Source organism: Massilia sp. 9I, from assembly GCF_902506415.1.
Taxonomy (GTDB): domain Bacteria; phylum Pseudomonadota; class Gammaproteobacteria; order Burkholderiales; family Burkholderiaceae_D; genus Telluria.
The window spans coordinates 715,212-741,724 of record NZ_LR733275.1; the positions used below are offsets into that span (position 1 = coordinate 715,212).

Here is a 26,513-nt window from a genome sequence, read left to right on the forward strand (position 1 = left end):
GGAATTCGGGAGAGCGATCACCAGGTATCTCCTGGCGTCGCCTCTTGCCGGTTGCATCCGGCGTTCGCTGCCGCAGCTGGCAATCGAACTGCTTCCGGACACAGGCGTTTCTTCAACGTTACCCGGTTTCCGCGCCACGCTATCGGTGGTGGCTGCGCCAGGACTCTGTGCCGTTCATGATCTCGCGACCACGAAATGAGTATATCGCAAAAATTAAACTTGTGTAGACGACTCGTGTGCGCCCTCTTCCAGGGTCGGCTCGACTGTTGCTTTCGGCGCAGGCTTGCGGGCAAACCGCGCTTTCAGGCGCGTGACCAGGCCGACGCGCGGCTCGACCACGCGCGCCTTGGCCTTGCGGCGGCGCAGGACGACGAGCAGCGCCGTCAGCAGCGCCAGCACGCCGGCAGCGGCGCCGGCGACCGGCAACCAGGGCGTACCCGCCTCCGGCACCGGCTCCGGCTTCTTCTTTTTCGGCTTGTGCGCCTTCACCGGCGGCACGACCGATGCCGCCGACGCGCCGGCCGCCACCTGCAGTACCTTGACCTTGTCCTCGAGCTGGCCCAGCTGCTCGCGCAGCATGGCGTTCTTCGCGCCCAGCATGACGCAGGCGTCGACATCCTTCTGGACCGCCGGGGCGCAGGCGGCGCCCGCCGGGGGCGGCGTCGGCTCAGGCTTGACGGGGATGGGTTCGACCGGCTTGGGCGCCACGGCAACCGGTTTCGGCTTGGCTGGAACCGGCTTCGGCTTCGCGATAACAGGCTTCGGCGCAGGCTCCGGTTTCGACTCCGCCTTGGCGGCGACGACTGGTGCTACCGGCGCGGGTGGCGCAGGCGCAGGCGGCGGCGCGGGGTTCGGATCCGGCGTCAGCCACAGGGTGGCCAGGCGCACGCTGCGCTGCGAGCCATCGGCCAGTTCGAGATAGAGATGCAGGTGTTCCGAGGCTACCGCCCCGGTCGAGGTCAGGTGCAGGAACTGGCGCCCGTCGCGCCGCATCACCGACATCCGCACGGTTGACAGCACCGCCGGCATGCCGATGTTGGCGCCGCGGTAGACATTGGCGCTTGCCAGGCGCACCTGGACCGGGTTGGCGGCGTCTTCCAGCATGGTCAGCTCGATGTCGGCCACCAGCGGCTGGCCGATGAAGGAACTGACGCGCGCTTCGCCGAGCTCGGCCGCCTGGGCAGCGCCGGCCAGCAAGGCGCAAGTGAATAACAGTGGAAGGCGGCTAGCCATAGGAAACCAGGAAAAATGAAGCCCGAGCGTATTTAACGGACAATCAGCTAAACTCTTTAGCCATAGCCCCGCATACCAGAGGAAAAGCCATGGAAAACAGGATTGAAAAAGACAGCTTCGGCCCGATCGAGGTACCGGCGGACCACCTCTGGGGCGCCCAGACCCAGCGTTCGCTCCACCATTTCCACATCTCGACCGAGCGCATGGCGCCGGAACTGGTCGCCGCCCTGGCCCAGGTCAAGCGCGCCGCCGCCGCCGTCAACCGCTCGCTCGGCAAGCTGCCGCTTGAGAAAGCCGAGGCCATCATCCGCGCCGCCGACGAAGTGCTGGAGGGCCGCCACCCGGCCGAATTCCCGCTGGCGGTCTGGCAGACCGGTTCCGGCACCCAAAGCAACATGAACATGAACGAGGTGCTGGCCAACCGCGGTTCCGAGCTGATGGGGGGCGAACGGGGCGAGAAGCGCCTTCTGCACCCAAACGACCACGTCAACATGGGCCAGTCCTCGAACGACATCTTCCCGACCGCCATGCACGTGGCGGCGGCAGCCGCGGTGGCGCAAAACCTGCTGCCGGCCCTGAGCCAGCTGCGCTCGACCCTGCTGCGCAAGTCGCGCGACTTTGAAAGCATCGTCAAGATCGGCCGCACCCACCTGCAGGATGCGACGCCATTGACGCTGGGCCAGGAATTCTCCGGCTATGTGGCCCAGCTGGAATTCGCCGAAAGCGCGATCCGCGCCACCCTGCCCGGCCTGCTGGCGCTGGCCGCCGGCGGCACTGCGGTCGGCACCGGCCTGAACGCGCACCCGGAGTTCGCGCCGCGCATCGCCGCCGAGCTGAGCTCGCGCACGGGCCTAAGCTTCAAGAGCGCGCCCAACAAGTTCATGGCCCTGGCCGGCCACGACGCCATGGTCGCCGCCCACGGCGCCATGAAAACGCTGGCCACCGCCCTGATGAAGATCGCCAACGACGTGCGTTGGATGGCGTCCGGCCCGCGCTCGGGCCTGGGCGAGATCACAATCCCCGAGAACGAGCCGGGCAGCTCGATCATGCCGGGCAAGGTCAATCCGACCCAGTGCGAGGCGCTGACCATGCTGTGCTGCCAGGTGTTCGGCAACGATGTCGCGATCACGGTCGGCGGTTCGCAGGGCAACTTCGAGCTGAACGTGTTCAAGCCGATGATTGCGCATAACTTCCTGCAGAGCGCGCGCCTGCTGGCCGACGGCATGCGCTCTTTTGATGAGCATTGCGCCCAGGGTATCGAGCCGAACCACAGCCGCATCGCCGAGCTGATGGAAAAATCGCTGATGCTGGTGACCGCACTGGCCCCGCACATCGGGTATGATCGCGCCGCCCAGATCGCCAAGACCGCGTCGCACGAGGGCCTGACCCTGCGCCAGGCCGCGCTGCAATCCGGCTTCGTCGACGAGCAGCAGTTCGACCAGTGGATCGTGCCGATCGATATGACCAGGCCGGATCCAGTCGACTAAACCATATTACCCCGAGGATAGAATGCAAAAAATAGATTTCGATTTGACATCAGAATTCGTCGAGGTCAACCAGCTGCTGAAGCTGGTCGGCCTGGTCGACAGCGGCGGCGCCGGCAAGAACATGGTCGCCAGCGGCGTGGTGTCGGTCGACGGGAAGCAGGAGCTGCGCAAAACCGCAAAGATCCGCAGCGGCCAGACCGTCAGCGTCGGCGACATTCAGATCCGCGTCCAATAAACGTCCAAAAAACGGCGGGCTTATGTTTGCGCCCTAACAAACAGAGCGGGGCTTCCTTGTTTATATTTTAAGTCATCAGAATCGACTTAAATCAACCGGCCACAGGTGAAGCCATGGAAACCCCGAACCGCGCCCAGAATCAGGAACAGCTCATCGGAGACCTGCGTCTCGTCATCGAGAACGCCGAAGAGCTGCTGAAAAACACCGACCACTACACCAGTGCGCTGTACCAGAACGCGCGCGCCAAGCTGGCGCTGGCACTGGAAGCGGCCAACGAGGAACTTGCCCGTTTCGAGGATGCCCAGCTCGAGCGCATGATGGCCGCCACTCGCGCCGCCAACGAGCGCTTCTGCGACTGTACCGGCGAACAACGCATCCTGCGCGCTTTCCACTAAGCACTATTCAGATACCCGGCCGGCTCCGTCCGCCGCAATCGCGGCCACCACGCCGTGCCTGAACCAGCCTTGCAGCATGGCGCCGATGTCCGGCGCACTGTCGACGTCCAACGCGGCGTCGATCGCCTCACCGAAGCTGGCGCCCGCTGCCAGCCGCTTGAGAGCAGCCGCCTCCGGCGCACCCGTCTCCACCACCTCCACCTGCCAGCCGCGCCGCACCACCAACGCGGTGCATGGCACGTCCACGCGTGCCGGCAGGGGTGGACCATCCGCTTGGTGTGCTCGCCATAAGGAAACGATAGCCCAGGGGCTGTGCAGCAGCGCCACGGACGGATGCAGGGTGAAACGGGCGGCGTCGAGGGTTTCCGGCGCCATTGTCGCCAGTGCGTCGGCGCCGACCGGTTCGAGCTCCGGCGCAAGGTGGGCACGGTGAACCGCCCACTCGAGGCGCGCCACGTCCGGCAGGTAGGCGTACGGCGCCGCCGGGGCGAAATCCGCCAGAAAATCCGCGAACCGTGCGCCGAAACCGGCCAGGTCCGGGTCTTGCGAAGGCGACGCCTTGCCGTAGGCGCGCGCCAGGCCTGCGAAGAATTCCTCGCCCACCAGCTGGCGCAGCACCGGATAGGTGTCGCCAAGGGCGCGCTCCCCGCCGGCAGTCAGGTTGCCGCGGTATAGGGCCAGCCGGTCCACCCTGCCCTCGCTCAGCAAGGGCTGCAGCGTGGCTTCGTGCTGGCGGTCGAACAGCGCGTCGCCGAAGCGCTGCTGCAGCGTGGCCAATTGGTCGTATGAGGCCGCGCTTGCTACGGGCCGGATAGGCGGCGCGGCAGCCGCCGCAGGAAACGCACGCGCGATGGCGCTCGCCTTGTCAGCCTCCGCCACCAGGACCTCGAGCGACGGCAGGTCCGCGTCCCACTCGACTAGCGTTGGCACTGCGCCGAAGCGCTGCAGGGCCGCCCGGTACAGGTCCCAGACCGGCTCCGCCACCGCCGCGCCGTGGTGGTCGACCAGGGCAAGCGGCGTTTCGAGGTGCCCGGCCAGGTGGATTTCGCCCACGCTGCCCACAGGCAGTGCGGCGATGGCGGCGCGTGCGTCTTCGCCATGGTTGTGCTGGTTGACGTAGAGGTTGTTCACGTCGAGCAGGATGCCGCAGCCGGTACGGCGCGCCAGCTCAGCCAGGAATTGCGCCTCGCTCATGGTGTCGGCACAGAAGCGCACGTAGGTCGAGACGTTCTCGACCAGCAAGCGGCGGCCCAGCCGCGACTGCACCCGGTCGACGCGCTCGCATAGCAGCCGCAAGGAGGCTTCGTCCAGCGTCACCGGCAGCAGGTCATTGAGCTGGCGGTCGGCCAGTGCGCCCCAGCTCAGGTGTTCGGAAACGAGGAAGGGATCGACCGCCTCGACCAGCGCGCGCACGCGCTCCAGGTGGGCATCGGAAAAGCCGTGCGCCGAGCCGAGGCCCAGGCCGACGCCATGCAGGCTGAGGGAATAGTCGCGGCGCAGCTGGGTCAGCACATGCCAGTCCCAACCGCTGCGGGCGAGGTAGTTCTCGCTGTGGACTTCGATGAAGCCGACCGGCGGGCGCTGCTCCAGGAAAGCGCGGTAGTGCGGCGCGCGCAGTCCCACGCCGGCGGTGTGCATGGATTACTTCTTGGCTTCGGCCTTGGCCGGTTCGGTCTTTCCTGCTTCCAGCGAGCCGCCCAGCTTGGTGCAGCTGCCCTTGGCGACAAATTTCCACTCGTTCGGATCGTTGTCGACCTTAGCCACGCCGGCGCAGCCGTGGGTGGCGGTGCCGCAGTCGTTCTGGCCGGCCTTGGCCACGCCATAGCAGGCTTCCTGGTCGGCCTTCGGCGCTCCCATCTGGTCCTGGGCGGCGGCATGGGCGCAGACGCTGGCAAGGGCAGCGGCGATCAGGGCGTGGCGGTGGGTCATGCGGGTACTCCTGGCTGGGGAAAGGCGCCAGTATTTATCAGGCGGGGGAAAGATGCAAGGTGGGAGGATGGTGGAGCTAGTGGCAGCTCAATGTAAATTGGGTTCCCGCCTGCGCGGGAACGACGTGCTCAAGTAATGGCCCAAAAGGTAACGCTAACTATCACTACCAGCCTAAAGACCGTCATCCCGGCGAAGGCCGGGATCCAATTTCTGTCAGAACAGCCGAAGCGCGACGATCAAGCCGTGGTATTGATCTTGTTACCCAAATGCGCCGGCAGATTCGCCGACTGCACCGCCGGCAGCGCGTCGAGCAGCTGGGTGGCGGTTGCTTCCTGGATCTGTTGCGCCTTCTTGAACACGGCCAGGCTCACTTCCTGGCGGTTGCCGGTTTCGGCGATGCTGGTGGACAGTTTGGCAATGCTGGAAACATCCATGTCATTCTCCCATTGAGGCGTATCCACCATTTACGGCGCCATCCGCGAGAACTTTAGGCCTTCAGCGCATCCAATTTTGCAACCAGGCCAGGACTTGATCGGGATCATTCAGGTCCAGCCAGGCCAGCCCGCCCGCCCCGTCCGGGCGCGGCGTATCCGACACCACGGCCACGATGTCCGCATCCTCCGGATACAGCGCCGGCCGCCCCAGGCTGGGGCGGAACACTTCCAGCTTGGGGATCCGCTCCCACTTGTAGCCTTCCACCAGGGTCAGGTCGGCCGGCGCCAGCCGCGCCAAGTGCTCAAGCAGCGAAGGCTCGTCCGCCCCGCGCAGTTCGCGCAGGATGGCGACCCGGTAAGGCGAGGCCAGCATCACCTCGGCCGCGCCCGCCATGCGCAGGCGCGCACTGTCCTTGCGCGGCGGCTCCAGTTCGACGTCATGGTGGCTATGCTTGACGACATTCACGCGCAGGCCCTGCCCCGCCAGCCGGCCAATCAGGTGTTCCAGCAGCGAGGTCTTGCCGCTGCCGGACCAGCCGACCACGCCCAATACCGGACCGTGGCCGCCGCTAGTAGCCGACACGGTAGCGATAGCCACGGAAATTCATGATCGCCGCCTTCGGCAGCAGGCGCTCCAGCACCAGCCCGGGCGCGACCTCTTCCCCTTCGCGGCGCAGCATCTTGTCAACCAGGAGCAGGCGTTCGGCCGGATTCGGCGAATAGATGTAGCCGCCGAAGGCCACTTTCGGGATATCGCGCTGCACCGCTTCCGGCAGCGACTGCAGCGGGCCGACGTTGTCCTCGGCCGGCGCGGGCGCCGCCGCCACCAGCACGGGACGCGGCGATTCCGGCGCGGCCTCGACCGGCGCGGGCGCTGGGGCCGGTTCCGCCTTCGGCCTGGCCGGCGCTTCTTTCGGCTTCACCGCTTCCACCGGCTTGGGCGGCGCGACCGGCTCCGGCACTGGAACGGGCGCCGGCACGGCCGCCACGGGCGGGGCAACTGGCGCAGGCGCCGCCTGCGCCACGACGGGGGCCGGTGCGGGCGCCTGCTGGCGCAGCAGGAACAGCGCCCCCAGCGCCACCACCAGGGTGCCGGCGACGACGCCGACGATCAGCGGGTTGCGGCTGCTGCGGGTCACGGCGGCCGTGTAGCTTGGCGCCGGTGCGTGGATGGTCGGGGCGTTGCCGAGCTGGCGCTCGGCCTGGGCCTTCTTGAGGGCTTCGAGGATGTACGACATGCGTTATTTTCCTATCGCGGCCTGCGCCAGCAGGCGTGGCTCCGGCACGCCGGACAGCTGGTTCAGGCGCATGTAGGTGCGCGGACCGGCCAGGCCGTCCGCCTTCAGGTTCTGCGCCGCCTGGAAGCGCTGCAGCGATTCGCGCGTCGCGGCATCGAGCGGACGCTCGGGTTTCGGCGCCGGCGCCTTGTTGATCTGGGCCAGGCGCCCGGCCACCCAGTCGACATCGGGCCCGCGGTCGCCCGCGGCCAGCTCGTCGCGGAAAGCCTTGGGCATGCGCCAGAAGGTGGTGAACTCGCCGCCGAAGCGCGCAACAAACGTGGCCAGGTCGATCTTTTCGCGCCGTGCGCCCGCGCTCAGGGTGACGCTGTCGGCGTCCAGCGCCGACAGGATGGCGTAGCCGGTGCGCGGGCCGTCGTGCAGGGTCACCACGGCCGGACGGTCGAGCAGGCGCAATTCGTACAGGCCGCCGCGGCCCTGGTGGCAGCGCAGGTCGAGGCGCAGGGCCGCCTCGCAGGGCTTGTCGCCCACCAGCGGCTGGCCCCACAGCGCCGCCAGCTCGCGCAGCGCATTCGCTTCATCGGCCTGCACCGGCGGCACCGCCGAGGCCACCGGCGCCGCTTTGGCAGGCGCCGAGGCGACCGCCGTAGGTCCCGGCGTCCGCGCAGGGATAGCCTGCCACGCCGCCGCGCTGACCGCCGCCAGCGCCAGCACGCCGCCAGCCACCAGCGGCAAGCGCAGGCTGCGCGGCGAGGGCTCGCCGGCGAACACTTCGCTTGCCGCCTTCTTGAGGATGGTGCGCGTCACCTGCGGGCTGTTCTCGACGTAGGCGCCGAGCAGCGCGCGGTCGCACAGCAGGTTGATGCGGCGCGGGACGCCGTGCGTCAGCGCATGGATCAGGGGCGTGAGCGAGGGTGGGAACGGCGAGCCGCCCGCGCCCGCCACCGCCAGCCGGTGCGCGACATAGGCGCCGGTCTCGCCCTCCGACAGGGGCCCCAGGTGGTAGCGCGCGATCACGCGCTGGGCCAGCTGTTCCAGTTCGGGCCTGGCGAGCATGGTGCGCAGCTCGGGCTGGCCGATCAGGATGATCTGCAGCAGCTTCCTCTCGCTGGTCTCGAGGTTGGTCAGGAGCCGCAGCTGCTCCAGCACCTCGGCCGACAGGTTCTGCGCCTCGTCGATCACCAGCACGTTGTTCAGCCCCTGCGCGTGCGACTCCAGCAGGTAGCGGTTGATGGCGTCGACGTAGCCTTTCAGTCCGAGCGGCGTGCCGGCCGGCGGCAGTTCGATGCGCAGCTCGTCGCACACGCTCAGCAGCAGTTCCTCGACGCTCAGGCGCGGGTTGAAGATGTAGGCCAGGCGGCAGTTGTCGGGAATCTGCTCGATGAAGCAGCGGCACACCGTGGTCTTGCCGGCCCCGATCTCGCCGGTCAGCAGGACGAAGCCGCCGCCGCTGCCGATGCCGTACAGCAGGTGCGCCAGCGCCTCACGATGGCGCTCGCTCATGAACAGGTAGCGCGGGTCAGGGGCGATCGAGAACGGCGCGCCCTTCAGGTGGAAGTAGTGGTTGTACATGAACAATGCTAGCGGACGGGCAGCGATTTGAACTTCGCGCAATATATCTTGCTTTTGTCATTCTTGTAAGCGATCGTGCTGCCCGAGCTTGACACGCGCAAAGGAAATGGCGAGGCGTCGACTGCCCGGAAGGCCGTCCCGGAGGCGGCCTGGATCGCGCCTTCCAGCTCTTGCGGAGTGCTGTCGGTGAGGGCGGCGATGAAGACCATCTCGCTGGTATCGTCGCTGACCATGACTTCCTTCACTTCCGCGCCCCACAGGGTGGCCTCGACCTTGAACCAGTACGCCCCGCCCTCGCGCTTATAGGCCGGGCCGAAGGAGCTGGTCAGGTAGTCGTGGAAATAGCGGTTCTCGAGGTGGCTGCGGCACAGCAGCGCGTTGCCCACCACCTGGCTGAAGGTCGAGGGCATGGCCTGCGTAGCCAGGGAAGCGGCAGACAGTGCAGCGGCGAGCGCCAGGCGGGAAACGCGCACGGCGGCCTACAGCCTGGACAGCCAGGCGCGGTTGGCCGCGATCTGGGCCTTGACCGTGGCCGGCAAGGCCTCGAAGCAGCCGGGGTGCTGCTTGAGCGCATGCTCGCGCACTTCCTTCTGCATGCCGTTGATGAGGAAGACGTAGACGGCAGCGCCTTCATCGTTCTTGCGGGTGCCCATATAGCGAATCACGGGAGTTCTCCTTCCATCCCCGCATTATGACACCGCCCGGCCCTGCCCCGCCACGCGCCAGGCCCGACAGCGGTCAAGGCGTGGTCGTGCGCACCGCCCGGTAGGCGCTGCTGTTGCGGTCGAGCCACATTTCGAGCATGGCCCGGTTGTCGTGTTGCCAAGGATGGAAACGCGGCGAAAAGTAGTGCAGCACCGGACCGGCCATGTGCCAGGCCAGCCCGCGCCGCCCGAACCACATGCGCGCCGCGCTGGCCCAGGTGCCCGCCCTCCACAGCGCACCGTCGCGCTTCAGGTTGTGCGCGGTCTGGACCAAGTTATCGAACCAGAACACCAGGCTCACGTGCACGAACCACAGCACCCGGCGCCAATAGCCGCCGCCGGCGGCGCGGTAGGCGTCGAAAGCGACCGCCTTGTGCTCCAGCTCCTCGACCGCATGCCATTCCCACAGCCGGCGCAGGCTTGGCTCGGCATCGGCTATCCATTCCGGATGGCGCAGCACGCCGTCGGCCAGCATGGCCGTGTAGTGCTCCAGCGCGCAGGTGATCGCCACCCGGCTGCGCACGGAAAAGCCGGTGACCCGCCGCACCCGGCGCGCGATGCGATCGCCGGTGACGAAGGACAGGCCCTGGCGCTCCAGTTCGGCGTTGTACTGGACGTGCATGTGGCGGTGGGTCGCTTCCTGGCCGATGAAGTCCTTGACCTCGGCGCGCAGCCCCGGATCGGTAAGGCGCTCTGGCGGAATGGCGCGCAGGCTGTCGATGAACATCTGCTCGCCGATCGGGAAGGTCATCGACAGCGCATTGAACAGCTGGGTGCGATAGGCATCGCCGCCCAGCCAGCGGCGGCCGAAGCCGCGCGACAGGTCGACGTCGAGCTGGCGGACGGTAAGCGAAGACATGGCACCCCCTCGAAAAGAGGCCTCCACTATAGCATTAGCGCGCCACCGGAATCCGCGCCAGCATGTCCAGCAACTGGTCGACGTCCACCGGCTTGGTGAGGTGGTGGTCGAAACCGCTGTCCCGGGTGCGGCGCCGGTCTTCCTCCTGGCCCCAGCTGGTCAGCGCCACCAGCACCAGGCCGGCGTTGGCCGGTTCCGCGCGCAGGCGCCAGACCGCTTCCGCAACTCATCCGCCGGAAAATGCACTCTGTTCCGCGTTTTCGCGCATCCGTCGGTTTCCCCATGCGGCGCGCAGCGGCCTGCCGTATCGTTCAGGCTCCCGATGATCCTTCACAGAACAAGAACATGAAGACAGCCCTGAAACCCCTCGTGCTTGCCGCCGCCCTCGGCGCCGGCTTCCTCTCCATCCAGGCCAGCCACGCCGAGGCGCCTGCGGCGAGCGTGACGCAGCAGCGCGCGGTCGCGGGCTTCAGCGCCATCGAACTGTCAGGCCCTTATCAGGTCGTGGTGCGGGCCCAGGGCCGCCAGGCGGTGCAACTGTCGGGCGACCCCAAGCAGCTCGCCGAGATCGAGACATTCGTGCGCGGCGATACCCTGGTGGTGCGTCCGGTGCAGCGCAACGGCTTCCACTTCAGCTGGGGCAAGCGCGAGACGCCCACCATCAGCATCACCGCTGGCCAGCTCAAGAGCCTCAAGATGAGCGGCAGCGGCGACGTCGAGCTGGCGCAGCTCGCCGGCGACAGTTTCACGCTCAGCGTCGACGGTCCCGGCGACCTGCAGGCCTCCGGCGCAGTGCGAGAACTGGCGCTGCGCTCGAGCGGCAGCGGCGACGTCGACCTGCACCGGCTGAAGGCGGCCAACGTCAACCTCACCCAGTCGGGGCCGGGCGACGTGCGCCTGTCCGGCGTCGGCAACGAGCTGGCGGCGACGCTGAGCGGTCCCGGTGACCTGGAAGCCGACGACCTGCGCCTGGCGCGCCTGAGCGCACGCCTGGACGGGCCCGGGAGCATGAAACTGTCGGGCAGCGCGCGCGAGCTGCGCGCCGAGATCGGCGGCTCGGGCGACTTCGAAGCCTGCGCGCTGGCGGCCGAGGCGGTGTCCACCGTCCAGCAGGGACCGGGCAGCGCCTGCGTCGCCGGCAGCATCAAGAAATTCGACGCCCAGGTGAACGGTTCCGGTTCGCTGGAAGCCCGCGGCCTGCAGGCAGCGAGCGCCATCGTGCGCCTCGGCGGCCCCGGCAGCGCCAAGCTCGATGGCAGCATCGGCGAGCTCACCGCGGACGTCAGCGGCTCGGGCGACCTCGATGCGCGCGGCCTGAAGGTGCGCCGTGCGGCGCTCAAGGCCAGCGGCCCCGGCGACATCGAGCTGGCCGGCGTGTCCGACATCCTGGACGCCGAACTGCACGGCTCCGGCGGCCTGAATGCGAGCATCGACGGCAAGCGCCTGCTGCTCAAGATCAGCGGACCGGGCTCCGCCCACATCGACGGCAACGTCGAACTGGTCAAGGCGCGCATCAGCGGTTCGGGCGGGTTGGAGGGCCGCGGCCTGACGGCCGGCCGCGCCGACATCTCCGTCACCGGCCCATCCAGCGCGGCGGTGAAGGTGAATGGACAGGACGAGCGCCGCAAGGCCGCGCGCGGCGAGCGCCAGGCGGCGCTGCTGCTGATCGACCGCAACGGCAGCCGCCAGAACGCACCCTGATCGATCCCGGCGCCGCCGTCCGGCGGCGCCACCTCTTCCTCAAGCAATACCAGCCGCTTTTCGAGCGCTCGACAATACCAGTTCGCGTACCAATAAAAACATTTGCAAAATCAATGGTTTATGCAAATTTCGTGTGCATTTCAACGCATTCTTGCACAGGAAATTTGCATACCAGTTAAATACCTGTTGACATCGCCTTAGCGCCTCCCTATAGTGCGCTGACCTCCCGGCTCAACACTCACACCATGACCGACTATCTCATCGGCGTCGACGGCGGCGGCACCGGTACCCGCGTGCGCCTGGCCCGTCCCGACGGCACCGAACTCGCGCAGGCAAGCGGCGGGCCTTCGGCACTGTCGCGCGGCATCGACAATGCCTGGACCACCATCAACGGCGTCGTCGCCGACGCCTTCGCTTCCCTCGGCATCGACAAGGTCCCGATGGCTTCCTGCGCGATCGGCCTCGGCCTGGCGGGCGTGCACAACAAGGAATGGGCGGCCCAGTTCGTGGCAAGCAATCCCGGCTACGCCGCCCTGGCCCTCGACACCGACGGCTTCACCACCCTGATGGGCGCCCATGGGGGCAAGCCCGGCGCAATCGTCGCAATCGGCACCGGCAGCGTCGGCGAAGCCATGCTTGGCGACGGCACCAAGGTGGAAGTCGGCGGCTGGGGCTTCCCGGCCGGGGACGAAGCGAGCGGCGCCTGGATGGGCCTGCGCGCGCTGAACCACATCGAACAGGTGCTGGACGGCCGCGTCGAAGGCCGCGCTTTTGCGCGCGACGTCATCGAATTCTGCGGCGGCTCGCGCGACGCGGTGCAGGTCTGGTTAGGGCGCGCCAACCAGACCGCCTACGCCGGCCTGGCGCGCTTCGTGGTGGCCCATGGCGAGCTTGATCCGGTGGCGCGCGCCATCCTCGAACACGCGGGCCGCGAAGTGGCCAGCATCGCCGAAGCGCTCGACCGCAGCCACACCCTGCCGCTGGCCCTGTGCGGCGGGCTGGGCGAGGCGCTGCGCGCCTGGCTGCCGGCCGCCACGCTGGCGCGCTGCGTGCCGGCGCAAGGCGATTCCGCCGCCGGTGCGCTGCGCATGATCGCGCGCCAACTTGAAGGAGCAGCACAATGAAAGGCAACATCCTCACCCCCGGCGGCTGGATCCACGGCGAACTGCGCCACGGCGCCTTCATCGAAGGCATCGACGGCCATGAAGTCGATCCTTCCGCCAACGGCGACGACTACATCCTGCCCGGCTTCATCGACGTGCACGTGCACGGCGGCGCGGGACGCGACATGATGGAAGGCGGCGACGCGCCCCACGTCATCGCGGCCCTGCACGCGAAGCACGGCACCACCGCCCTGCTGGCCACCACCATGACCGCGCCGGTCGAGGACATCGACCGGGCGCTCAGCGCCATCGGCGCCGCATGCAAGGCGCGCGCCAAGGGCGAGGCGCGCATCCTGGGCGTGCACCTGGAAGGCCCGTACATCAATTCCGGCAAGCTGGGCGCCCAGCCGCCCTATGCGCGCGAAGCCACGCTCGACGAAGTCAATCGCTTCAACGAAGCCGCGCCGATGCGCCTGATCACCGTGGCGCCGGAAATCGACGGCCACATGGAACTGCTGCGCGCGATCGCCGATGCCGGCATCCGGGTCCAGATCGGCCACACCAACGGTTCGTATGAAACCGGCGTGCAGGCGCTGGAGCACGGCGCGGCCGGTTTCACCCACCTGTTCAACGCCATGCCCGGCCTGCACCACCGCGATCCCGGCATGGTCGGCGCCGCGCTGGCCCACGCCGAATACGCCGAGATCATCCCCGACCTGCTGCACGTGCATCCGGGCGCGATCAAGACCGCGCTGCGCTGCATTCCGAAGCTGTTCTGCGTGACCGATTCGACCGCCGCCGCCGGCATGCCGGACGGCGAATACATGCTGGGCCGCCAGGTCGTCCACAAGTGCATGGGCGGCGTGCGCCTGGCCGACGGGACGCTGGCCGGCAGCACCCTGACCATGGACCAGGCCCTGCGCAACCTGGTGAAGATCGGCCTGCCGCTCAGCGAAGCGAGCCGCCGCGTTTCCACCAATGCCGCCGACTACCTCGGCGAAACCCAGCGCGGCCGCCTCGCGCCGGGCTGCCACGCCGACTTCGTGGTCCTCGACCGCGACCTGAACATCAAAGCCGTTTATATCGAAGGAGAAGCGCAGTGAACACCCCCACGTCCCTCATGTACCAGGAAGCCCTGTCCGCCGGCGACTGCGTGGCGCAGCAGCTGGCGCAGGATGCCGAACGCTACGCGGACCTGGGCCGTGCGCTGCGCTCGACCAACTTCCATAGCGCGGTGACGGTGGCGCGCGGCAGCTCCGACCATGCGTCGAGCTACCTGGCCTACCTGATCATGGCGCGCATGGGCCGCCTGGTGACCTCGCTGCCGATGTCCCTGATCACGCTGTACAAATCACCGCTGGTCACGCGCGACACCCTGGCGGTGTCGATCTCGCAGTCGGGCCAGAGCCCGGACGTGGTGGAACCGATCACCTATTTCCGCGACGGCGGCGCCACCACGGTGGCGCTGGTGAACGACGCCAGCTCGCCCCTGGCCCAGGCGGCCGAGTGGACCATGCCCCTGCACGCCGGTAAAGAGCAGAGCGTGGCCGCCACCAAGAGCTTCATCGCCAGCATGGTGGCCGGCGCGCGCCTGGTCGCCGAATGGCAGAACGATCCGGAGCTGAAGGACGGCATTGCGGCCCTGCCGGACGCGCTGCGTGCGGCCAGCCAGGCCGACTGGTCGCCCGCGATCGAAGTGCTGGCGCCGGCCCGCAACATCATGGTGGTGGGCCGCGGCATCAGCTTCCCGGTGGCGCTGGAGGCCAGCCTGAAGTTCAAGGAAACCTCTGCGCTGCAGGCCGAAGCCTTCAGCGGCGCCGAGATCAAGCACGGCCCGATGGCGCTGATCGAGGAAGGCTATCCGCTCCTGATCTTCGCGACCCGCGGACCGGCCCAGGCCAGCCTGGTGGCGCTGGCCGACGAGATGCGCGGCCGCGGCGCGCGCGTGCTGCTGGCGGCGCCGGGCGACATCGCCAGCCGCGACCTGACCCTGCCGACGGCCGCGATTTCCGACCTCGACCCGATCGCCGCGATCCAGGCCTTCTACATGATGGCGGCGCGCCTATCGGAAGCGCGCGGCCTCGACCCGGACAAGCCACGCCACCTGAGCAAAGTCACCAAGACGAATTAAGACGATGACCGACGAATCAATGACTGACTACGTCGCCCTCGCCGGCCAGCTGATCATGGTGCGACTGTTCGGCACCGAACTGGATGCCGAGACCGACGCTTTCCTGCGCCAGTACAAGGTGCGCGGCGCCTGCCTGTTCCGCCAGAACATGCAGGACGCGGCCCAGCTCACCAGTCTGACGGGCGCCCTGCGCGATGCGATGGGGCCAGAGGCGCTGGTCGCGCTCGACCAGGAAGGCGGCGCCGTGGTGCGCTCGACCTGGGTGCCGGCGCCGCCGAGCGGCATGGCGCTAGGCGCGGCGAATGATCCGCAGCTCGCCCGCGAAGTCGGCGCCGCGGTAGCGCGCGCGGTGCGCGCACTCGGCTTCAACTGGAACTTCGCGCCGGTGCTGGACCTGAACAACAACCCGCACAACCCGGTAATCGCCGAACGCTCCTTCGGCGCCGATCCCGAGACCGCAGCCCGCATCGCGATGGCCTGGATGGAAGGCAGCGAAAGCGAAGGCGTGGCCTGCTGCGTCAAGCACTTCCCGGGCCACGGCGACACCCACGTCGATTCGCACCGCGACCTGCCGACGGTCGACAAGCCGCTGGCGGAACTGGAGCGCTTCGAGTTCGCGCCTTTCCGCATCGCTGCGCCCAAGGCTTCCGCCGTGATGACCGCCCACATCGTCTATCCGGCGCTCGACCCGCAATTCCCGGCCACGATGTCGCGTCCCATCCTGACCGGCATCCTGCGCGAACGCTTCGGCTACGAGGGCGTGATCATCACCGACGGCATGGACATGCATGCGATCGCGCACCGCTACGGCGCCGGCGAAGCGGCGGTCAACGCTCTGGTGGCGGGCGCCGACATGGTGATGGCGATCGGCGCGCGCGAAACGCAAGTCGAGACCGTACACGCGATCGCGCGGGCGATTGCCGACGGCGTGCTGCCGCTGGCGGAAGTCGAAGCGCGCCTGGCGCGCCTGGCCAAGCTGGCGGCCGCGCATCCCGCCGGCCCGGTCGCTTACCTGGCCGAGCACGATGACCGCGCCCTGATGGCGCGTGCCTGGCGCGCCGGCCTGACCGCGCTCGGCCGGCCGCAGCGTCCTGCCAGGGGCAGCAAGGTGCGCCTGGTGGCGCGCGCCGACGTGGTCAGCGACGGCGTGTCCGAAGCCGGCGTTCCGGCAGCCAGCGTGGCCGCGGCGCTGGGGCGCCTGTACGAGGTCGAACTGGTCACCTTCCTTGACGCCGAGACTTTCGACTGGAACGCACTGCCGCAGGACGGCCGCTTCACGATCCTCGCCTCGACCGCACGCCGCCGCTACGGCCCGCAGGCCCGCGCCACTTGGCGTCCCGACCTGCACCTGGCGCTGTGGAACCCCTACCAGGCGCTCGACTTCGCGGCCCCGGCCCTGATGACCTACGGCTTCGCACCGCCCGCGGTGGATGCGGTCGTCGCCTGGCTGGCGGGCGAGATCGAGGCGCCGGGACATTGTCCGGTGCCGGGTTTCGAAACGCAGTAAAACCAAGGGGGCCTGCGCCCCCTTCTTCTTTCCTGCACGCATGAGGTAACGCTATGTAACGACACACGCAAAGCAGCGCACAGTACGTCACAATGGCCGGGCACTTTTATGGGACAATGCACATTTGTCCGGGATAGCATTCTCGCCATATTGCCGAGTATGCATGTTCCACAGTTCATTATTGACTTGATTGAAGGATTATTCATGGCCCAATTCCGTCTTGCCCGTCTCTGCCTGATGCTCGCCGCGATCGGCGTATCCGCCCCGGCACTGGTATCCAGCGCCCACGCGCAGCAGAAGAACGATGCTGCGGCTGCCGCCGCCGCGCAGGCAGCGGCGAAGGACACCGTCCGTCCCGACATGTTCAAGTTGCTCGACCCGGCCGCCATCAAGACCCTGATGGATGCGAAGAACTATGCCGAGGTGCAGACCCGCATCACCCAGGCCGAAGCGATGCCGAACCGTACCCCGTACGAAGACTACGTCATCAACCGCATGAAGCTGTCGTGGGCCCTGGGCAGCGACAACAACGCCATCGCGATCCCGACCATGGAAGCGATCCTGGCTTCGGGCCGCCTGGAAAAGGCCGACCAGCTGAACTACTACCAGGCACTGGGCGACGCCAACTACAACTCGAAGAACTACCCCAAGGCGATCGAGTGGTACACCCGCTTCGAGAAAGAAGGAGGCGATGCGGCCAAGGTGCGCGGCGCCCTGTCGCGCGCCCAGATAGCCAGCGGCAACTTCGCCGGCGCCAAGGACCAGCTGATGAGCCAGGTCAACGCAGCCAAGCAGGCTGGCCAGAAGCCGGACGAGAACGTCCTGCGTCTGCTGGGCCAGGAAGCCAACAAGGTCAAGGACACCCAAACCTACCTGTTCGCCCTGGAAAACCTGGTGCAGTACTACCCGACCGACGACTTCTGGCTCGACCTGCTGAGCCGTGGCGTGACCCGCAAGGCCGGCTTCGACGAGCCGACCTACGGCCCGACGATGCTGCGCCTGGAAATGGCCGCCGTGAAGAAAGACCAGGTCCCGCCTGAGCACTACACCTACCTGGCCGAAGTCGCCCTGCGCGACGGCTTCCCGGCCGAAGCCAAGGAAGTGCTGGATGCCGGCTTCGCCGCCGGCGTGCTGGGCAAGGGCAGCGATGCCAAGACCCATAACGCCCTGCGCAGCAAGGCGACCAAGCAGGCTGCCGACGACGTCAAGACCATCGGCGCGGGCGAAGCGAACGCGCAGAAGGCCAAGACCGGCGCTGGCCTCGTCAACATCGGCTGGGCTTACTCCACCATGGGCCAGGCCGACAAGGGCATCGGTTTCATCCAGCAGGGTATCGCCAAGGGCGGCCTGAAGGCCCCGGACGAAGCCAAGCTGCGCCTCGGCATGGCCCAGGCCCGCGCCGGCAAGAAAGCCGAAGCGATCCAGACCTTCCAGGGCATCAACGGCAAGGGCGGCGCGGCCGACCTGGCCAAGTACTGGGTGCTCCTGCTCCAGCAGCAGGGCGGCACCGCGGTCGCTGCACAGTAAGCTTCCACACCCCCAAAAAAAACCGGACCTCATGTCCGGTTTTTTTTTCGTCCCTGCATTGTCCGGATTTTCTGGATGCTATGTGCGCGCGCGAACATCGGTCCTTTCTTGCGGGATCGATAATCGCCGCAATTCAGGGAGGCCGCATGACACAGGTACCGGAAGTACGCAAAGGGCAGGCGCCCGCCAAGCTGGGACGCGACGAATTCCACATCCGTTTCCGCAACGCCTTTCACGATCCCGCCTACGACGCGCTGGCGCAGGAACTGGACGCCATCGAACAGGTGGCCTGGGACGCTTACCATGAGGGCCGCAAGGCCCCGCGCACCGTCAAGGCCGGTCCCGGCTTTGCCGATCCGGGCTATGACCTGTCGGTCGAATGGAAGGAAGCACACGAGCGCCTGCTGGCCGCCGAGCGCCACCAGAAGGATCCGGGCTCGCGCAACCGCGTCCTGCTGATCAACGGCGCCGCGCGCAACGACGGCACCTGCCCCGGCGAGGTCTCGAAGAGCTGGCGCATGACCATGCTGGCGCGCGAGGTGCTGGAAAGCGAAGGCTTCGAGGCCGACGTGCTCGACCTCAGCCTGCTCAATTCCGACTACGACCGCCACATCCACCCATGCAAAGGCTGCGTCTCGACCGCCATGCCGCTGTGCCACTGGCCGTGCAGCTGCTATCCCAACCACGCCGAGCGCCAGGTCAACGACTGGATGAACGAGATCTACGAGCGCTGGGTGCTGGCGCACGGCGTCATCATCGTGACCCCGGTGTACTGGTACCAGTCGCCCGCCGTGCTGAAGCTGATGATCGACCGCCTGGTATGCGCCGACGGCGGCAACCCCGACCCCTCCTCTACCCACGGCAAGAAGGCCGAGCAGGCCAAGGCGCTCGAACTCGAGGGCTGGGACTATCCCAAGCACCTGGCCGGCCGCGCCTATGGCCTGGTGGTGCACGGCGACGTCGCCGGCATCGAAGGCACGCGCCGCTCGCTGGCCGACTGGCTCTCGTGGATGGGCCTGGTGGATGCCGGCAGCTTCGCCCAGCTCGACCGCTACATCGGCTACTACGAGTCCTATGCCGAGAGCCACGAGACGCTCGATCGCGATACCGCGGTACAGGAAGAGGTGCGCAACGTGGCGCGCGCGGTGGGCGCGGCGGTAAAGGAAATCCGCGCCGGGCGCGTGGCCGTCGTCGAGCATCCGCTCAAGAACCCGCGGCCGAAGTAGGCGGTAGAATGCGCGGATGAACGCACTCGCAGAACTGATGCAATCGGCCGCCGGCGGCGGCAAGCTTCCCCTCTACCAGCAGCTGCAGCAGGCGCTGCGGCGCGCGATCGACGAAGGCGCCTGGGGCTCGGCATCGGCGCTGCCGGCCGAGCGCCAGCTGGCGCAGGAACTCGGCATCTCGCGCATCACGGTGCGCAAGGCGATCGACGCCCTGGTCGAGGAAGGCCTCTTGGTGCGGCGCGCGGGAGCGGGCAACTTCATCAACACACGCATCGAAAAGAACTTCGCCAAGCTGACCTCGTTTTCCGAGGACATGCGGGCGCGTGGCCGTGTGCCGCGCAACGAATGGCTCAAGCGTTCGGAAGGCCTGGTGACGCCCGAAGAAGCGCTGCGCCTGCGCCTGTCGCCAGGGACGCCGGTGTACCGCTTCAACCGCATCCGCTACGCCGACGAGGTCCCGATGTGCCTCGAATACGCGACCATCGCCGCCTTTGCCCTGGGTTCGCTGGATGCGGTGGGCGATTCGATGTACGAGGCGCTGGCCACCACCGGCAATCGCCCGGTACGGGCGCTGCAGCGGCTGTCGGCGCTGCTGCTCAACGGCGAGCAGGCACGCCTGCTGCAGACGCGCGAAGGCGACGCCGGGCTGTGCGTGGAACGGCTGGGGTTTGCCCGGGACGGGCGGGCGGTGGAGTTTTGCCGCTCTTACTTCAGGGGCGACATGTATGACTTTGTGGCGGAGCTGAACGCGTCGTAACGCATTGCCCCGCCCACGCCATCAAATCGCGGTGAAACCGCCGTCTACAACCAACTCGTGGCCGTTGACGTACGACGCCTGCTCCGACGCCAGCCACAGCGCCGCATTCGCCACTTCCACCGTCTCGGCAAAGCGCCCCATCGGATGCGAAGCCTTGAGTTTCTTCTCGGCCGCCGGATCGCGCTCGACGGCGCGCGCCAGCATCGGGGTTTTCACCGCCGCCGGGCACAGGGCGTTGATGCGGATGCCTTCGCGCGCGTACTCGGCCGCGGCGCTCTTCGTGAGACCCACCACGGCATGCTTGCTGGCCGCGTAGACCGCGCGGTTCGGCGCGCCCACCAGGCCCGATACCGAGGCCACGTTGACGATCGCGCCGGCGCCCTGCTTCTGCATGTGGCGCAGCTGGTACTTCATGCACAGCCACACGCCCTTGACGTTGGCGTCCATGATGCGGTCGAACTGTTCCTCGTCGCCTTCGGCCAGCGGCGCACTTTCCTCATCCACCGCAGCATTGTTCACCGCGATGTCGAGGCGGCCGTAATAGTTGATGGTCTTCTCGACCAGCGCCTCGACCTCGATCGCCTTGGTGATGTCGCTGCGGACGAACAGCGCCTTGCCGCCCGATTCCACGATCATCGCCGCGGTCGCATGGCCGCCGTCGATCGCCGTGTCGGCGACCACGACATGGGCGCCGGCGCGGCCGAAGGCCAAGGCCGTGGCGCGGCCAATGCCGCTGGCGGCGCCGGTCACGAGGGCCACTTTGCCGGCGAACGGGAGTTCGGCCGGGACTTGCACTTTCGATATGCCTTTCATGATGCTCCTGATGCTTCGCAACTAATGCTTCCCAAGGGAAACATTTTAACGCAGCATCGGGGGGCTTGTCACAAACGGTTCGTAGGGTGTTGCTTCTAGGGCTTGGCTTGGGCCTTGTCCAGGTCCCCCGCCATCACCACCGATAGCTTGGCCGGATCGATCGCCTTGCGGAAGGCCGCGTTCAGTTGCGGCAGCGTGACCGCCATCAGCTTGCGCTCGAACTCGGCCGACCATTCATAGGTGCGGCCCCGGTACAGGTACGAGGTCCAGCCCGAGGCCAGGGCCGCGTCGTTGGCGCGGGTTTGCTGGCGCTGCTGCATCAGGCCCGACTTGGCGTCGGCCAGTTCCTGGGCCGTGAAACCGCCCTTCACCGCACGCGCCAGTTCGTCGCGCACCGCGGCGTCCAGCTTGCGCAGGTTCTGCGGTGCGGCGATGGCGCTGATCGAGAAGCCGCCGGCACGGTCGAGGTCACCCGCCCCCAGGTCGGAACCGCCGCCGTAGGACAGGCCTTCCTTCTGGCGGATGCGGTCCATCAGGCGCGACTTGAGGCCGCCCTCGCCGAAGATGTAGTTGGCCAGCATCAGCGCCGGATAGTCGGGATCCTCGATGTTCAGGTCGAGGTTCATGCTCGCCATGTAGACACCGTTTTCCTTGTCCGGCGTGTTCAGCGAGGTCGACATCGGCGCGACTTCGGCGTGGCGGCGCAGTACCGGCGCCACGTTGGCGGGGGCGCGCCAACTGCCGAACAGCGCATCGACCAGCGGCACGATTTCCTTTGCATCGAAGTCGCCGATGATCGCCATCTCGGCCGGGTTGGCGTTGTAGTACTCGCGGTGGAAGGCCGGCAGGTCTTCCAGGCGCACCGCCTTGACGTCCTCGACGTCTTCTTCCAGCGTGTTGGCATGGCGGATGTCGCCGCGCGGGTACTGGTTGAAGTGGGTGGACAGCGCGCGCGAGGCCACCGCCTGCGGCTCGGCGCGGCTGGCTTCCAGGCCGACCAGCATCTGCTGCTTCAGCTGCTCGAATTCCGCCGCCGGGAAGGCCGGCTCCTTGAGCACATGGGCCGCCAGCTTGAGCGCCTCGACCAGGTTCTCGCGCGTGGTCTGGAAGCCGTTCGGGCTGCCCGTCATCTTGAGCTTGTCGAAGGCGTCGGCCAGTTCGGCGCGGCTGTACTTGCTGGTCCCGCGCATCAGCATGGCCGACGTCATCCCGGAGATCATGCCTTTGCCGAACAGGTTCTTTTCGTCGCCCATGTGCTGGCTCAGGCGCACGGTCACGGTCTCGCCGCGGTTCTTTTTAGGCAGCAGCGCCAGCTTCACCCCGCCCGCGGTGGTCAAGGTGGTGCGCTTCATGATGTTGGCCTGGCTGGGGTCGAAGTCTTCCGACACCAGGCTCGAGGCGGACGGCTTGTAGTCCTTCATCACGGTCTCGACCGGCGGCGCGGCCGGGATCACGGCGCGCACCGGCGCGTCCTCGGGGAGGAAGGTGCCGGTGACGCGGTTGCTGCGCACGAAGTAGCGTGCGGCGCTGGCCGCCACCTCTCCCGCCTTGACTTCCTTGATGCGCTCACGCCCCAGGAAGTACAGGCGCCAGTCGCCCAGCGCGATGGCCTCGGACAGCGCCACGCCGAAGCCCTGGGCGTCGTTGATGCTGCGTTCCAGGCTGTTGAGCCAGGAGCGGCGCACGCGCTCCATCTCTTCCGTGGTTGGCGGCTGCTTGGCCAGGCCCTCGACCGCGTCCGTGAGCGCTTCGCGCACCGGTTCGATCGGGTCGCCCTTCTTCACCACGGCCCCGTAGAACTGCAGGCCCGGCGCATAGCCGGTCTGGCCGAAGCTGAAGACCTGGCTCGCCTTGCCGGTTTCCACCAGCAGCTTGTGCAGGCGGCCATTGGGCGCGTCGCCCAGGATCTCGGAGGCGAAGCCGAGTGCTTCCGAATCGTGCTGCAGGTCGGACGGGATCTTGTAGCCGACCGCGACGATCTGGACGTCGCCCTGGCGCCGCACGGCGAAGCTGCGCTCGCCGTCCTGGGTCGGCTCGACCGTCCAGAACTGGGGCAGCGTGCGGCTTGGCTTCGGGATCGCGCCGAACAGGCGGCTGATGGTAGCCAGGGTCGCATTCGGCTCGAACTTGCCGGCCACCAGCAGCACCGCATTGTCGGGCTGGTAGTAGGTGCGGTAGAAGGCCTGCAGGTTGGCGATTCGGACGTTCTCGATGTCGCTGCGGTTGCCGATGGTCGAACGCCCATAGCTGTGCCAATCATAGGCGATGCTCTGCATGCGCTTGAACAGCACCTGGGCCGGCGAGTTTTCGCCGCTCTCGAACTCGTTGCGCACCACGGTCATTTCCGAAGCAAGGTCCTTCTGCGCTACCGGCGAATGGGCCATGCGGTCGGCTTCCATCTGCAGCGCCCAGTTCAGGTTCTCTGGCGACGCCTGGAACACCTCGTAGTAATTGGTACGGTCGAGCGAGGTGGTGCCGTTGAAGTCCATGCCGCGGCGCGCGAACTGGCCGGTGATGTCGGGGTTCTTTTTCGTGCCCTTAAACAGCAGGTGCTCGAGCAGGTGGGCCATGCCGGTCTCGCCGTAGTTCTCGTGGCGCGAGCCGACCAGGTAAGTCACGTTCACCGTCACGGTCGGGCGCGAGGCGTCCGGGAACAGCAGCACCTTGAGGCCGTTGGCCAGCCGGTATTCGGTAATGCCCTCGGCCGAGGGTCCCAGGCTCGCACCCTTGGGCAGCGGCGCGCTTTTCGCCTGCGCCGCGCCCCAAGCGCTGCCGACCATCACGAAGCAGAGGCTGCCCGCCACCAGGGGCGCGACCAGGCCGCGCTTCATCGTCATCAGGTTCATGGTGTCCTGTCATGTTGGCAGGACAGTGCCGTCCTGCATGTTCTTGAACAATGCAGGATGGTAACAGAGCGCCCGGCTACTGGCGGGCGCGGCGTTCGTGCGATTGTTGATATGGGCTAATACGGGACAATTCCCCCATCTCTTCGGCGAGGAATTCGAGCAGGTCGTCGGCGCTGACGATGCCAGACAGGCTGCCATTGCTGTCGATGACGGGCACGCGGCGGATGCCGCGCAGGCGCATGCGTTCGATGGTCTCGTAGACGTCGTCGGTGTCGCGCGCGGTGAGCAGGTCGTCGGTCATGATGTCGCCGACCTGCAGGCTGGCCGGGTCGAGGCCGGGGGCGATGACCGAGACCACGATGTCCCGGTCGGTCAGGATGCCGACCGGGACGCTGGCGCCGTCGAACTGGTCGACGACGATGACGTCGCCCACGTGCTGGCGGCGCATCATGAGGGCCGCGCCCTGCACGGTTTCATCACGGTTGCAGTGGGCGGCCTGGCTGGTGCAGATGTCGCGGATGTGCATAGTACGGTCCTCCCGCAAACAAAACTGGCGCTACGACTTTCATCATAGCGCTAGTTCCTGAATCCGAAAGGGGACTTAGACAGCCGGTTTTTTCTCGTCCGGCGGCGGCACGAAGCAGGCGTCCGCTACTTGCAGGTCATTGTCCTTGGCGAAGTTCAGCACGAAGTGGTAAGCCAGCGGCTCGACTTTCTGCAGCTCTCGGCTGACCACCACGGCCTTGACGCCGTTGACCATGGTCGGGTGTACCCAGGGGGAAAACTGCAGGTGGGAATCGCGGCCGCGGGCGCCGGGAGCAAAGCACGACATGACGCCGCACAGGCGTTCGGCCCAGTCGCTGGGGCGGAACTGCCTGCCATTGCTGGTAATGCCCAGGATAAAAAACTCGTCCTTCAGCTTTTTATCCGCGGTGTGCGGTGACTCGGCCATAGTGCTGCTTGCTGAAACAAGAATACTGCGTGGATGAACAACCTCAGCTCAGTATTATATCTTATAGAAGACTTGCGGACGAGGCCTGCCGTGCGCTTTGCGACAATTCGCCCTCACCCAAGCCACACCACGCTGGACAGCAGCAGGAGCAGGATCATCCACAGGATCAGCGCCCGCCACACTAGCCCGACCGTGCTCTGCAGCGCGCGCAGGTTCGGTTCCTCGCCCGGCAGCACCTCGGCTTCGCTGTCGCCCAGGTCGACCGTGGCCGCGTCCGCCGGCAACAGCTGCGGCGCGTTCTCGTTCGGCGTACCCAGCCGCACTCCCATCGCCCCGCCGCCCGCGGCCAGGATGATGCCCTTCGATTCGTCGGCCCAGCGGCTGGCGAAGTTACGCCAGGCATAGATCGCGTCTTCGAAGTTTCCCACCACGGCAAAAGCGACCGCCGTCAGGCGCACCGGGATCCAATCGATCCAGTAGAAGGCTTTGGCGGCGAACTGGCCGAAGGCCTCGTTGCGCATGTGGTCGGGTTCGTTCCAGGCGCGCGCCAGGTATTCGGACACGCGGTACATCACCGCGCCCGCAGGCCCCAGCGGCATCAGGAACCAGAAGAATACGCCGAATACGTTGCGGTGGGTGGTGATCAGGGACTTTTCCACGGCTACGCGGCAGATCTCGGTATGGTCCATCCCGACCGTGTCGGTGCGGGTCCATTCGGCCAGCAACTGGCGCGCGGTGGCTTCGTCGCCCTGGTTCAGGGCCAGCTGGATCGAGGTGAAATAATGGCTGTAGTGGCGGAAACCCAGGGTCAGGTAGACGATCAGGACATTCCAGGCAAAGGCCAGCAGCACCAGGTTGAAGTGCATGAACACCCAGTAGATGAGCCACGTCGGCACCATCAGCGCCAGCATCATCAGGATCCAGCCCATGCGGCCATTCTTCTGCTCGCCCGCATTGAACCAGCCCTCGATGCGCATCGCGAATCCCTTGATGCCACCGTAGACCTGGTTGTCGGCGCGCAGCGGCTTCAGCTGCTCGATGATCAGCGCGACGAGGATGGAGAAAAATGTCATTCAGGAATCCTTTTTTGTTCTGGCAATACTGTGCTGCCCGCTACGATAGCGGAGAAGCCAGCCGGAATCAAATGAGGAACTGGAATATGGATTCGGATTTCGGTGAAGGAGCCTGACTTGCCTTCTCGCTAATGTGCTCGCTACACTGGCCACAGACACATTTGAATCGGCGAGCAATGACTCCAGACTTTCATACCGAGGTGCAGAAACTGCGACAGCGGGTCGGCTCTCACGGTCGGACCGATGATGAAGACTGGTGGCGTGTCGGCGGCGTGGTCACTGCGTTGGAGCAGTTTTTAATAAAGCTAGGTCCGCAAGACTGGTCCGACGACGATGTCACAGACCTGCTGTTCGTCCTGGAGCAGTCCAGCACCTCCTACATCGCCGAACTGTTCGGCCAGGACGAGGAAACCCTGCTCGCGCTTGCGCGCCACTCGCTTGCACGCGGCGGTGTCGCGTCCGACGACCTCGCCGAGCAGTTGCAATATTGCGTCGGACATCGCGATGAAGCTGAATCGCTCCTGCTGGCGTTCTTGGGCGATTCGCACGAACGCACCCGGAGGATGGCGTTGCTTTCGCTCGCAGCGCTACAGTCGAGCTCGGTTCCGGCACTGGCGGAGGCGGCATGGAATACCGGGGACGAATACCAGCGGATGGGTGCGCTAAGCGCACTGAAAACCGTGGGCTCAGACCTGTTCCCGATATATCTTGCGAAAGCTTTCGAGGATGGGCGGCAAAACCTCCTGGCGCTGGCACGGCGCTACCAGGACTGACCGGCTGGCATTACCTTG

General features: G+C 66.9%; 28 protein-coding genes. 12 read left to right on the top strand and 16 right to left on the bottom strand.

What is annotated here, in order from left to right; all coding sequences use genetic code 11:
* Positions 1 to 213 precede the first annotated feature (213 nt).
* Positions 214 to 1,233, bottom strand: a complete 1,020-nt coding sequence (locus GV068_RS24885) for a FimV family protein (RefSeq protein WP_201303237.1) — start codon at positions 1,231 to 1,233, stop codon at positions 214 to 216.
* Between the two features lie 89 nt (positions 1,234 to 1,322).
* Between GV068_RS24885 and fumC the strand changes: the two genes are divergently transcribed.
* The 3 genes from fumC (at position 1,323) to GV068_RS03240 (ending at position 3,350) form a co-directional block, all read left to right on the top strand.
* A complete protein-coding gene (gene fumC, locus GV068_RS03230) occupies positions 1,323 to 2,720 on the top strand; it encodes a class II fumarate hydratase (RefSeq protein ID WP_159695972.1) in 1,398 nt (465 codons plus the stop codon).
* A gap of 22 nt (positions 2,721 to 2,742) precedes the next feature.
* Positions 2,743 to 2,955, top strand: a complete 213-nt coding sequence (locus tag GV068_RS03235) for an RNA-binding S4 domain-containing protein (protein WP_159695973.1) — start codon at positions 2,743 to 2,745, stop codon at positions 2,953 to 2,955.
* Between the two features lie 113 nt (positions 2,956 to 3,068).
* A complete protein-coding gene (locus tag GV068_RS03240) occupies positions 3,069 to 3,350 on the top strand; it encodes a DUF883 family protein (RefSeq protein ID WP_159695974.1) in 282 nt (93 codons plus the stop codon).
* Positions 3,351 to 3,353: 3 nt separating this feature from the next.
* Here GV068_RS03240 and GV068_RS03245 read toward each other — a convergent pair whose 3' ends face one another.
* The 10 genes from GV068_RS03245 to GV068_RS25325 all read right to left on the bottom strand — a co-directional run bounded on the left by GV068_RS03245 (position 3,354) and on the right by GV068_RS25325 (position 10,255).
* Positions 3,354 to 4,988 (bottom strand): DUF692 family multinuclear iron-containing protein, encoded by a 1,635-nt coding sequence (locus tag GV068_RS03245; protein WP_159695975.1) that lies wholly within the window; start codon positions 4,986 to 4,988, stop codon positions 3,354 to 3,356.
* A 3-nt stretch (positions 4,989 to 4,991) separates the two neighbouring features.
* Positions 4,992 to 5,279, bottom strand: a complete 288-nt coding sequence (locus tag GV068_RS03250; protein ID WP_159695976.1) for a DUF2282 domain-containing protein — start codon at positions 5,277 to 5,279, stop codon at positions 4,992 to 4,994.
* A gap of 236 nt (positions 5,280 to 5,515) precedes the next feature.
* Complete coding sequence (locus GV068_RS03255) at positions 5,516 to 5,713, bottom strand: YjfB family protein (RefSeq protein WP_159695977.1); 198 nt, start codon at positions 5,711 to 5,713, stop codon at positions 5,516 to 5,518.
* A gap of 61 nt (positions 5,714 to 5,774) precedes the next feature.
* Positions 5,775 to 6,311 carry a molybdopterin-guanine dinucleotide biosynthesis protein B gene (gene mobB / locus GV068_RS03260; RefSeq protein ID WP_229463644.1) on the bottom strand — a complete coding sequence of 179 codons (537 nt, stop codon included), beginning with the start codon at positions 6,309 to 6,311 and terminating at the stop codon, positions 5,775 to 5,777.
* Positions 6,283 to 6,951, bottom strand: a complete 669-nt coding sequence (locus GV068_RS03265; RefSeq protein ID WP_159695978.1) for a general secretion pathway protein GspB — start codon at positions 6,949 to 6,951, stop codon at positions 6,283 to 6,285. The genes mobB and GV068_RS03265 overlap by 29 nt, the downstream gene beginning before the upstream one ends.
* 3 nt (positions 6,952 to 6,954) lie before the next feature.
* Positions 6,955 to 8,523, bottom strand: a complete 1,569-nt coding sequence (locus GV068_RS03270) for an AAA family ATPase (protein WP_159695979.1) — start codon at positions 8,521 to 8,523, stop codon at positions 6,955 to 6,957.
* Positions 8,524 to 8,531: 8 nt separating this feature from the next.
* A complete protein-coding gene (locus tag GV068_RS03275; RefSeq protein WP_159695980.1) occupies positions 8,532 to 8,996 on the bottom strand; it encodes a hypothetical protein in 465 nt (154 codons plus the stop codon).
* Positions 8,997 to 9,002: 6 nt separating this feature from the next.
* Positions 9,003 to 9,188, bottom strand: coding sequence for a hypothetical protein (locus GV068_RS03280; RefSeq protein WP_159695981.1), 186 nt, complete (start codon positions 9,186 to 9,188; stop codon positions 9,003 to 9,005).
* Between the two features lie 73 nt (positions 9,189 to 9,261).
* Positions 9,262 to 10,086, bottom strand: coding sequence for a metal-dependent hydrolase (locus GV068_RS03285; protein WP_159695982.1), 825 nt, complete (start codon positions 10,084 to 10,086; stop codon positions 9,262 to 9,264).
* Between the two features lie 34 nt (positions 10,087 to 10,120).
* Complete coding sequence (locus GV068_RS25325) at positions 10,121 to 10,255, bottom strand: hypothetical protein (protein ID WP_267874522.1); 135 nt, start codon at positions 10,253 to 10,255, stop codon at positions 10,121 to 10,123.
* A gap of 176 nt (positions 10,256 to 10,431) precedes the next feature.
* On the opposite strand from GV068_RS25325, the gene GV068_RS03290 reads away from it, so the two are divergent.
* The 8 genes from GV068_RS03290 to GV068_RS03325 all read left to right on the top strand — a co-directional run bounded on the left by GV068_RS03290 (position 10,432) and on the right by GV068_RS03325 (position 20,038).
* Positions 10,432 to 11,787: a GIN domain-containing protein gene (locus GV068_RS03290; RefSeq protein WP_159695983.1), complete on the top strand. Its 1,356-nt coding sequence runs from the start codon at positions 10,432 to 10,434 to the stop codon at positions 11,785 to 11,787.
* Positions 11,788 to 12,032: 245 nt separating this feature from the next.
* Positions 12,033 to 12,911, top strand: coding sequence for a BadF/BadG/BcrA/BcrD ATPase family protein (locus GV068_RS03295; RefSeq protein WP_159695984.1), 879 nt, complete (start codon positions 12,033 to 12,035; stop codon positions 12,909 to 12,911).
* Positions 12,908 to 13,993 (top strand): N-acetylglucosamine-6-phosphate deacetylase, encoded by a 1,086-nt coding sequence (gene nagA, locus GV068_RS03300; RefSeq protein ID WP_159695985.1) that lies wholly within the window; start codon positions 12,908 to 12,910, stop codon positions 13,991 to 13,993. The genes GV068_RS03295 and nagA overlap by 4 nt, the downstream gene beginning before the upstream one ends.
* Before the next feature lie 17 nt (positions 13,994 to 14,010).
* Positions 14,011 to 15,021, top strand: a complete 1,011-nt coding sequence (locus GV068_RS03305; protein WP_159704514.1) for an SIS domain-containing protein — start codon at positions 14,011 to 14,013, stop codon at positions 15,019 to 15,021.
* A 19-nt stretch (positions 15,022 to 15,040) separates the two neighbouring features.
* On the top strand, positions 15,041 to 16,528 hold the full coding sequence (nagZ, locus tag GV068_RS03310) for a beta-N-acetylhexosaminidase (RefSeq protein ID WP_159695986.1): 1,488 nt from the start codon (positions 15,041 to 15,043) through the stop codon (positions 16,526 to 16,528).
* 204 nt (positions 16,529 to 16,732) lie between these two features.
* Positions 16,733 to 18,055, top strand: coding sequence for a lipopolysaccharide assembly protein LapB (locus GV068_RS03315; protein ID WP_159695987.1), 1,323 nt, complete (start codon positions 16,733 to 16,735; stop codon positions 18,053 to 18,055).
* A 146-nt stretch (positions 18,056 to 18,201) separates the two neighbouring features.
* Entirely contained in the window at positions 18,202 to 19,281 is a 1,080-nt protein-coding gene (locus GV068_RS03320) for a flavodoxin family protein (RefSeq protein ID WP_159695988.1), read from the top strand.
* 16 nt (positions 19,282 to 19,297) lie between these two features.
* Positions 19,298 to 20,038, top strand: coding sequence for a GntR family transcriptional regulator (locus GV068_RS03325; RefSeq protein ID WP_159695989.1), 741 nt, complete (start codon positions 19,298 to 19,300; stop codon positions 20,036 to 20,038).
* Between the two features lie 21 nt (positions 20,039 to 20,059).
* Here the strand turns inward: GV068_RS03325 and GV068_RS03330 are convergent, their stop codons facing one another.
* The 5 genes from GV068_RS03330 to GV068_RS03350 form a co-directional block, all read right to left on the bottom strand.
* Complete coding sequence (locus tag GV068_RS03330; RefSeq protein WP_159695990.1) at positions 20,060 to 20,851, bottom strand: SDR family oxidoreductase; 792 nt, start codon at positions 20,849 to 20,851, stop codon at positions 20,060 to 20,062.
* A 95-nt stretch (positions 20,852 to 20,946) separates the two neighbouring features.
* Positions 20,947 to 23,697 carry a M16 family metallopeptidase gene (locus GV068_RS03335; protein WP_373888402.1) on the bottom strand — a complete coding sequence of 917 codons (2,751 nt, stop codon included), beginning with the start codon at positions 23,695 to 23,697 and terminating at the stop codon, positions 20,947 to 20,949.
* A gap of 76 nt (positions 23,698 to 23,773) precedes the next feature.
* A complete protein-coding gene (locus GV068_RS03340) occupies positions 23,774 to 24,223 on the bottom strand; it encodes a CBS domain-containing protein (protein WP_159695991.1) in 450 nt (149 codons plus the stop codon).
* A gap of 75 nt (positions 24,224 to 24,298) precedes the next feature.
* Complete coding sequence (locus GV068_RS03345) at positions 24,299 to 24,649, bottom strand: DUF3579 domain-containing protein (RefSeq protein ID WP_159695992.1); 351 nt, start codon at positions 24,647 to 24,649, stop codon at positions 24,299 to 24,301.
* Between the two features lie 113 nt (positions 24,650 to 24,762).
* Entirely contained in the window at positions 24,763 to 25,722 is a 960-nt protein-coding gene (locus GV068_RS03350; protein WP_159695993.1) for a CobD/CbiB family protein, read from the bottom strand.
* 176 nt (positions 25,723 to 25,898) lie between these two features.
* On the opposite strand from GV068_RS03350, the gene GV068_RS03355 reads away from it, so the two are divergent.
* A complete protein-coding gene (locus GV068_RS03355) occupies positions 25,899 to 26,495 on the top strand; it encodes a HEAT repeat domain-containing protein (protein ID WP_159695994.1) in 597 nt (198 codons plus the stop codon).
* Positions 26,496 to 26,513: the final 18 nt, after the last annotated feature.

What these genes read in the sequence shown, in the direction of transcription:
- GV068_RS24885 (WP_201303237.1), bottom strand. Translation starts at nt 1,233, where the DNA reads ATGGCTAGCCGCCTTCCACTGTTATTCACTTGCGCCTTGCTGGCCGGC.
- fumC (WP_159695972.1), top strand. Translation starts at nt 1,323, where the DNA reads ATGGAAAACAGGATTGAAAAAGACAGCTTCGGCCCGATCGAGGTACCG.
- GV068_RS03235 (WP_159695973.1), top strand. Translation starts at nt 2,743, where the DNA reads ATGCAAAAAATAGATTTCGATTTGACATCAGAATTCGTCGAGGTCAAC.
- GV068_RS03240 (WP_159695974.1), top strand. Translation starts at nt 3,069, where the DNA reads ATGGAAACCCCGAACCGCGCCCAGAATCAGGAACAGCTCATCGGAGAC.
- GV068_RS03245 (WP_159695975.1), bottom strand. Translation starts at nt 4,988, where the DNA reads ATGCACACCGCCGGCGTGGGACTGCGCGCGCCGCACTACCGCGCTTTC.
- GV068_RS03250 (WP_159695976.1), bottom strand. Translation starts at nt 5,279, where the DNA reads ATGACCCACCGCCACGCCCTGATCGCCGCTGCCCTTGCCAGCGTCTGC.
- GV068_RS03255 (WP_159695977.1), bottom strand. Translation starts at nt 5,713, where the DNA reads ATGGATGTTTCCAGCATTGCCAAACTGTCCACCAGCATCGCCGAAACC.
- GV068_RS03265 (WP_159695978.1), bottom strand. Translation starts at nt 6,951, where the DNA reads ATGTCGTACATCCTCGAAGCCCTCAAGAAGGCCCAGGCCGAGCGCCAG.
- GV068_RS03270 (WP_159695979.1), bottom strand. Translation starts at nt 8,523, where the DNA reads ATGTACAACCACTACTTCCACCTGAAGGGCGCGCCGTTCTCGATCGCC.
- GV068_RS03285 (WP_159695982.1), bottom strand. Translation starts at nt 10,086, where the DNA reads ATGTCTTCGCTTACCGTCCGCCAGCTCGACGTCGACCTGTCGCGCGGC.
- GV068_RS03290 (WP_159695983.1), top strand. Translation starts at nt 10,432, where the DNA reads ATGAAGACAGCCCTGAAACCCCTCGTGCTTGCCGCCGCCCTCGGCGCC.
- GV068_RS03295 (WP_159695984.1), top strand. Translation starts at nt 12,033, where the DNA reads ATGACCGACTATCTCATCGGCGTCGACGGCGGCGGCACCGGTACCCGC.
- nagA (WP_159695985.1), top strand. Translation starts at nt 12,908, where the DNA reads ATGAAAGGCAACATCCTCACCCCCGGCGGCTGGATCCACGGCGAACTG.
- GV068_RS03305 (WP_159704514.1), top strand. Translation starts at nt 14,011, where the DNA reads ATGTACCAGGAAGCCCTGTCCGCCGGCGACTGCGTGGCGCAGCAGCTG.
- nagZ (WP_159695986.1), top strand. Translation starts at nt 15,041, where the DNA reads ATGACTGACTACGTCGCCCTCGCCGGCCAGCTGATCATGGTGCGACTG.
- GV068_RS03315 (WP_159695987.1), top strand. Translation starts at nt 16,733, where the DNA reads ATGGCCCAATTCCGTCTTGCCCGTCTCTGCCTGATGCTCGCCGCGATC.
- GV068_RS03320 (WP_159695988.1), top strand. Translation starts at nt 18,202, where the DNA reads ATGACACAGGTACCGGAAGTACGCAAAGGGCAGGCGCCCGCCAAGCTG.
- GV068_RS03325 (WP_159695989.1), top strand. Translation starts at nt 19,298, where the DNA reads ATGAACGCACTCGCAGAACTGATGCAATCGGCCGCCGGCGGCGGCAAG.
- GV068_RS03330 (WP_159695990.1), bottom strand. Translation starts at nt 20,851, where the DNA reads ATGAAAGGCATATCGAAAGTGCAAGTCCCGGCCGAACTCCCGTTCGCC.
- GV068_RS03335 (WP_373888402.1), bottom strand. Translation starts at nt 23,697, where the DNA reads ATGAACCTGATGACGATGAAGCGCGGCCTGGTCGCGCCCCTGGTGGCG.
- GV068_RS03340 (WP_159695991.1), bottom strand. Translation starts at nt 24,223, where the DNA reads ATGCACATCCGCGACATCTGCACCAGCCAGGCCGCCCACTGCAACCGT.
- GV068_RS03345 (WP_159695992.1), bottom strand. Translation starts at nt 24,649, where the DNA reads ATGGCCGAGTCACCGCACACCGCGGATAAAAAGCTGAAGGACGAGTTT.
- GV068_RS03350 (WP_159695993.1), bottom strand. Translation starts at nt 25,722, where the DNA reads ATGACATTTTTCTCCATCCTCGTCGCGCTGATCATCGAGCAGCTGAAG.
- GV068_RS03355 (WP_159695994.1), top strand. Translation starts at nt 25,899, where the DNA reads ATGACTCCAGACTTTCATACCGAGGTGCAGAAACTGCGACAGCGGGTC.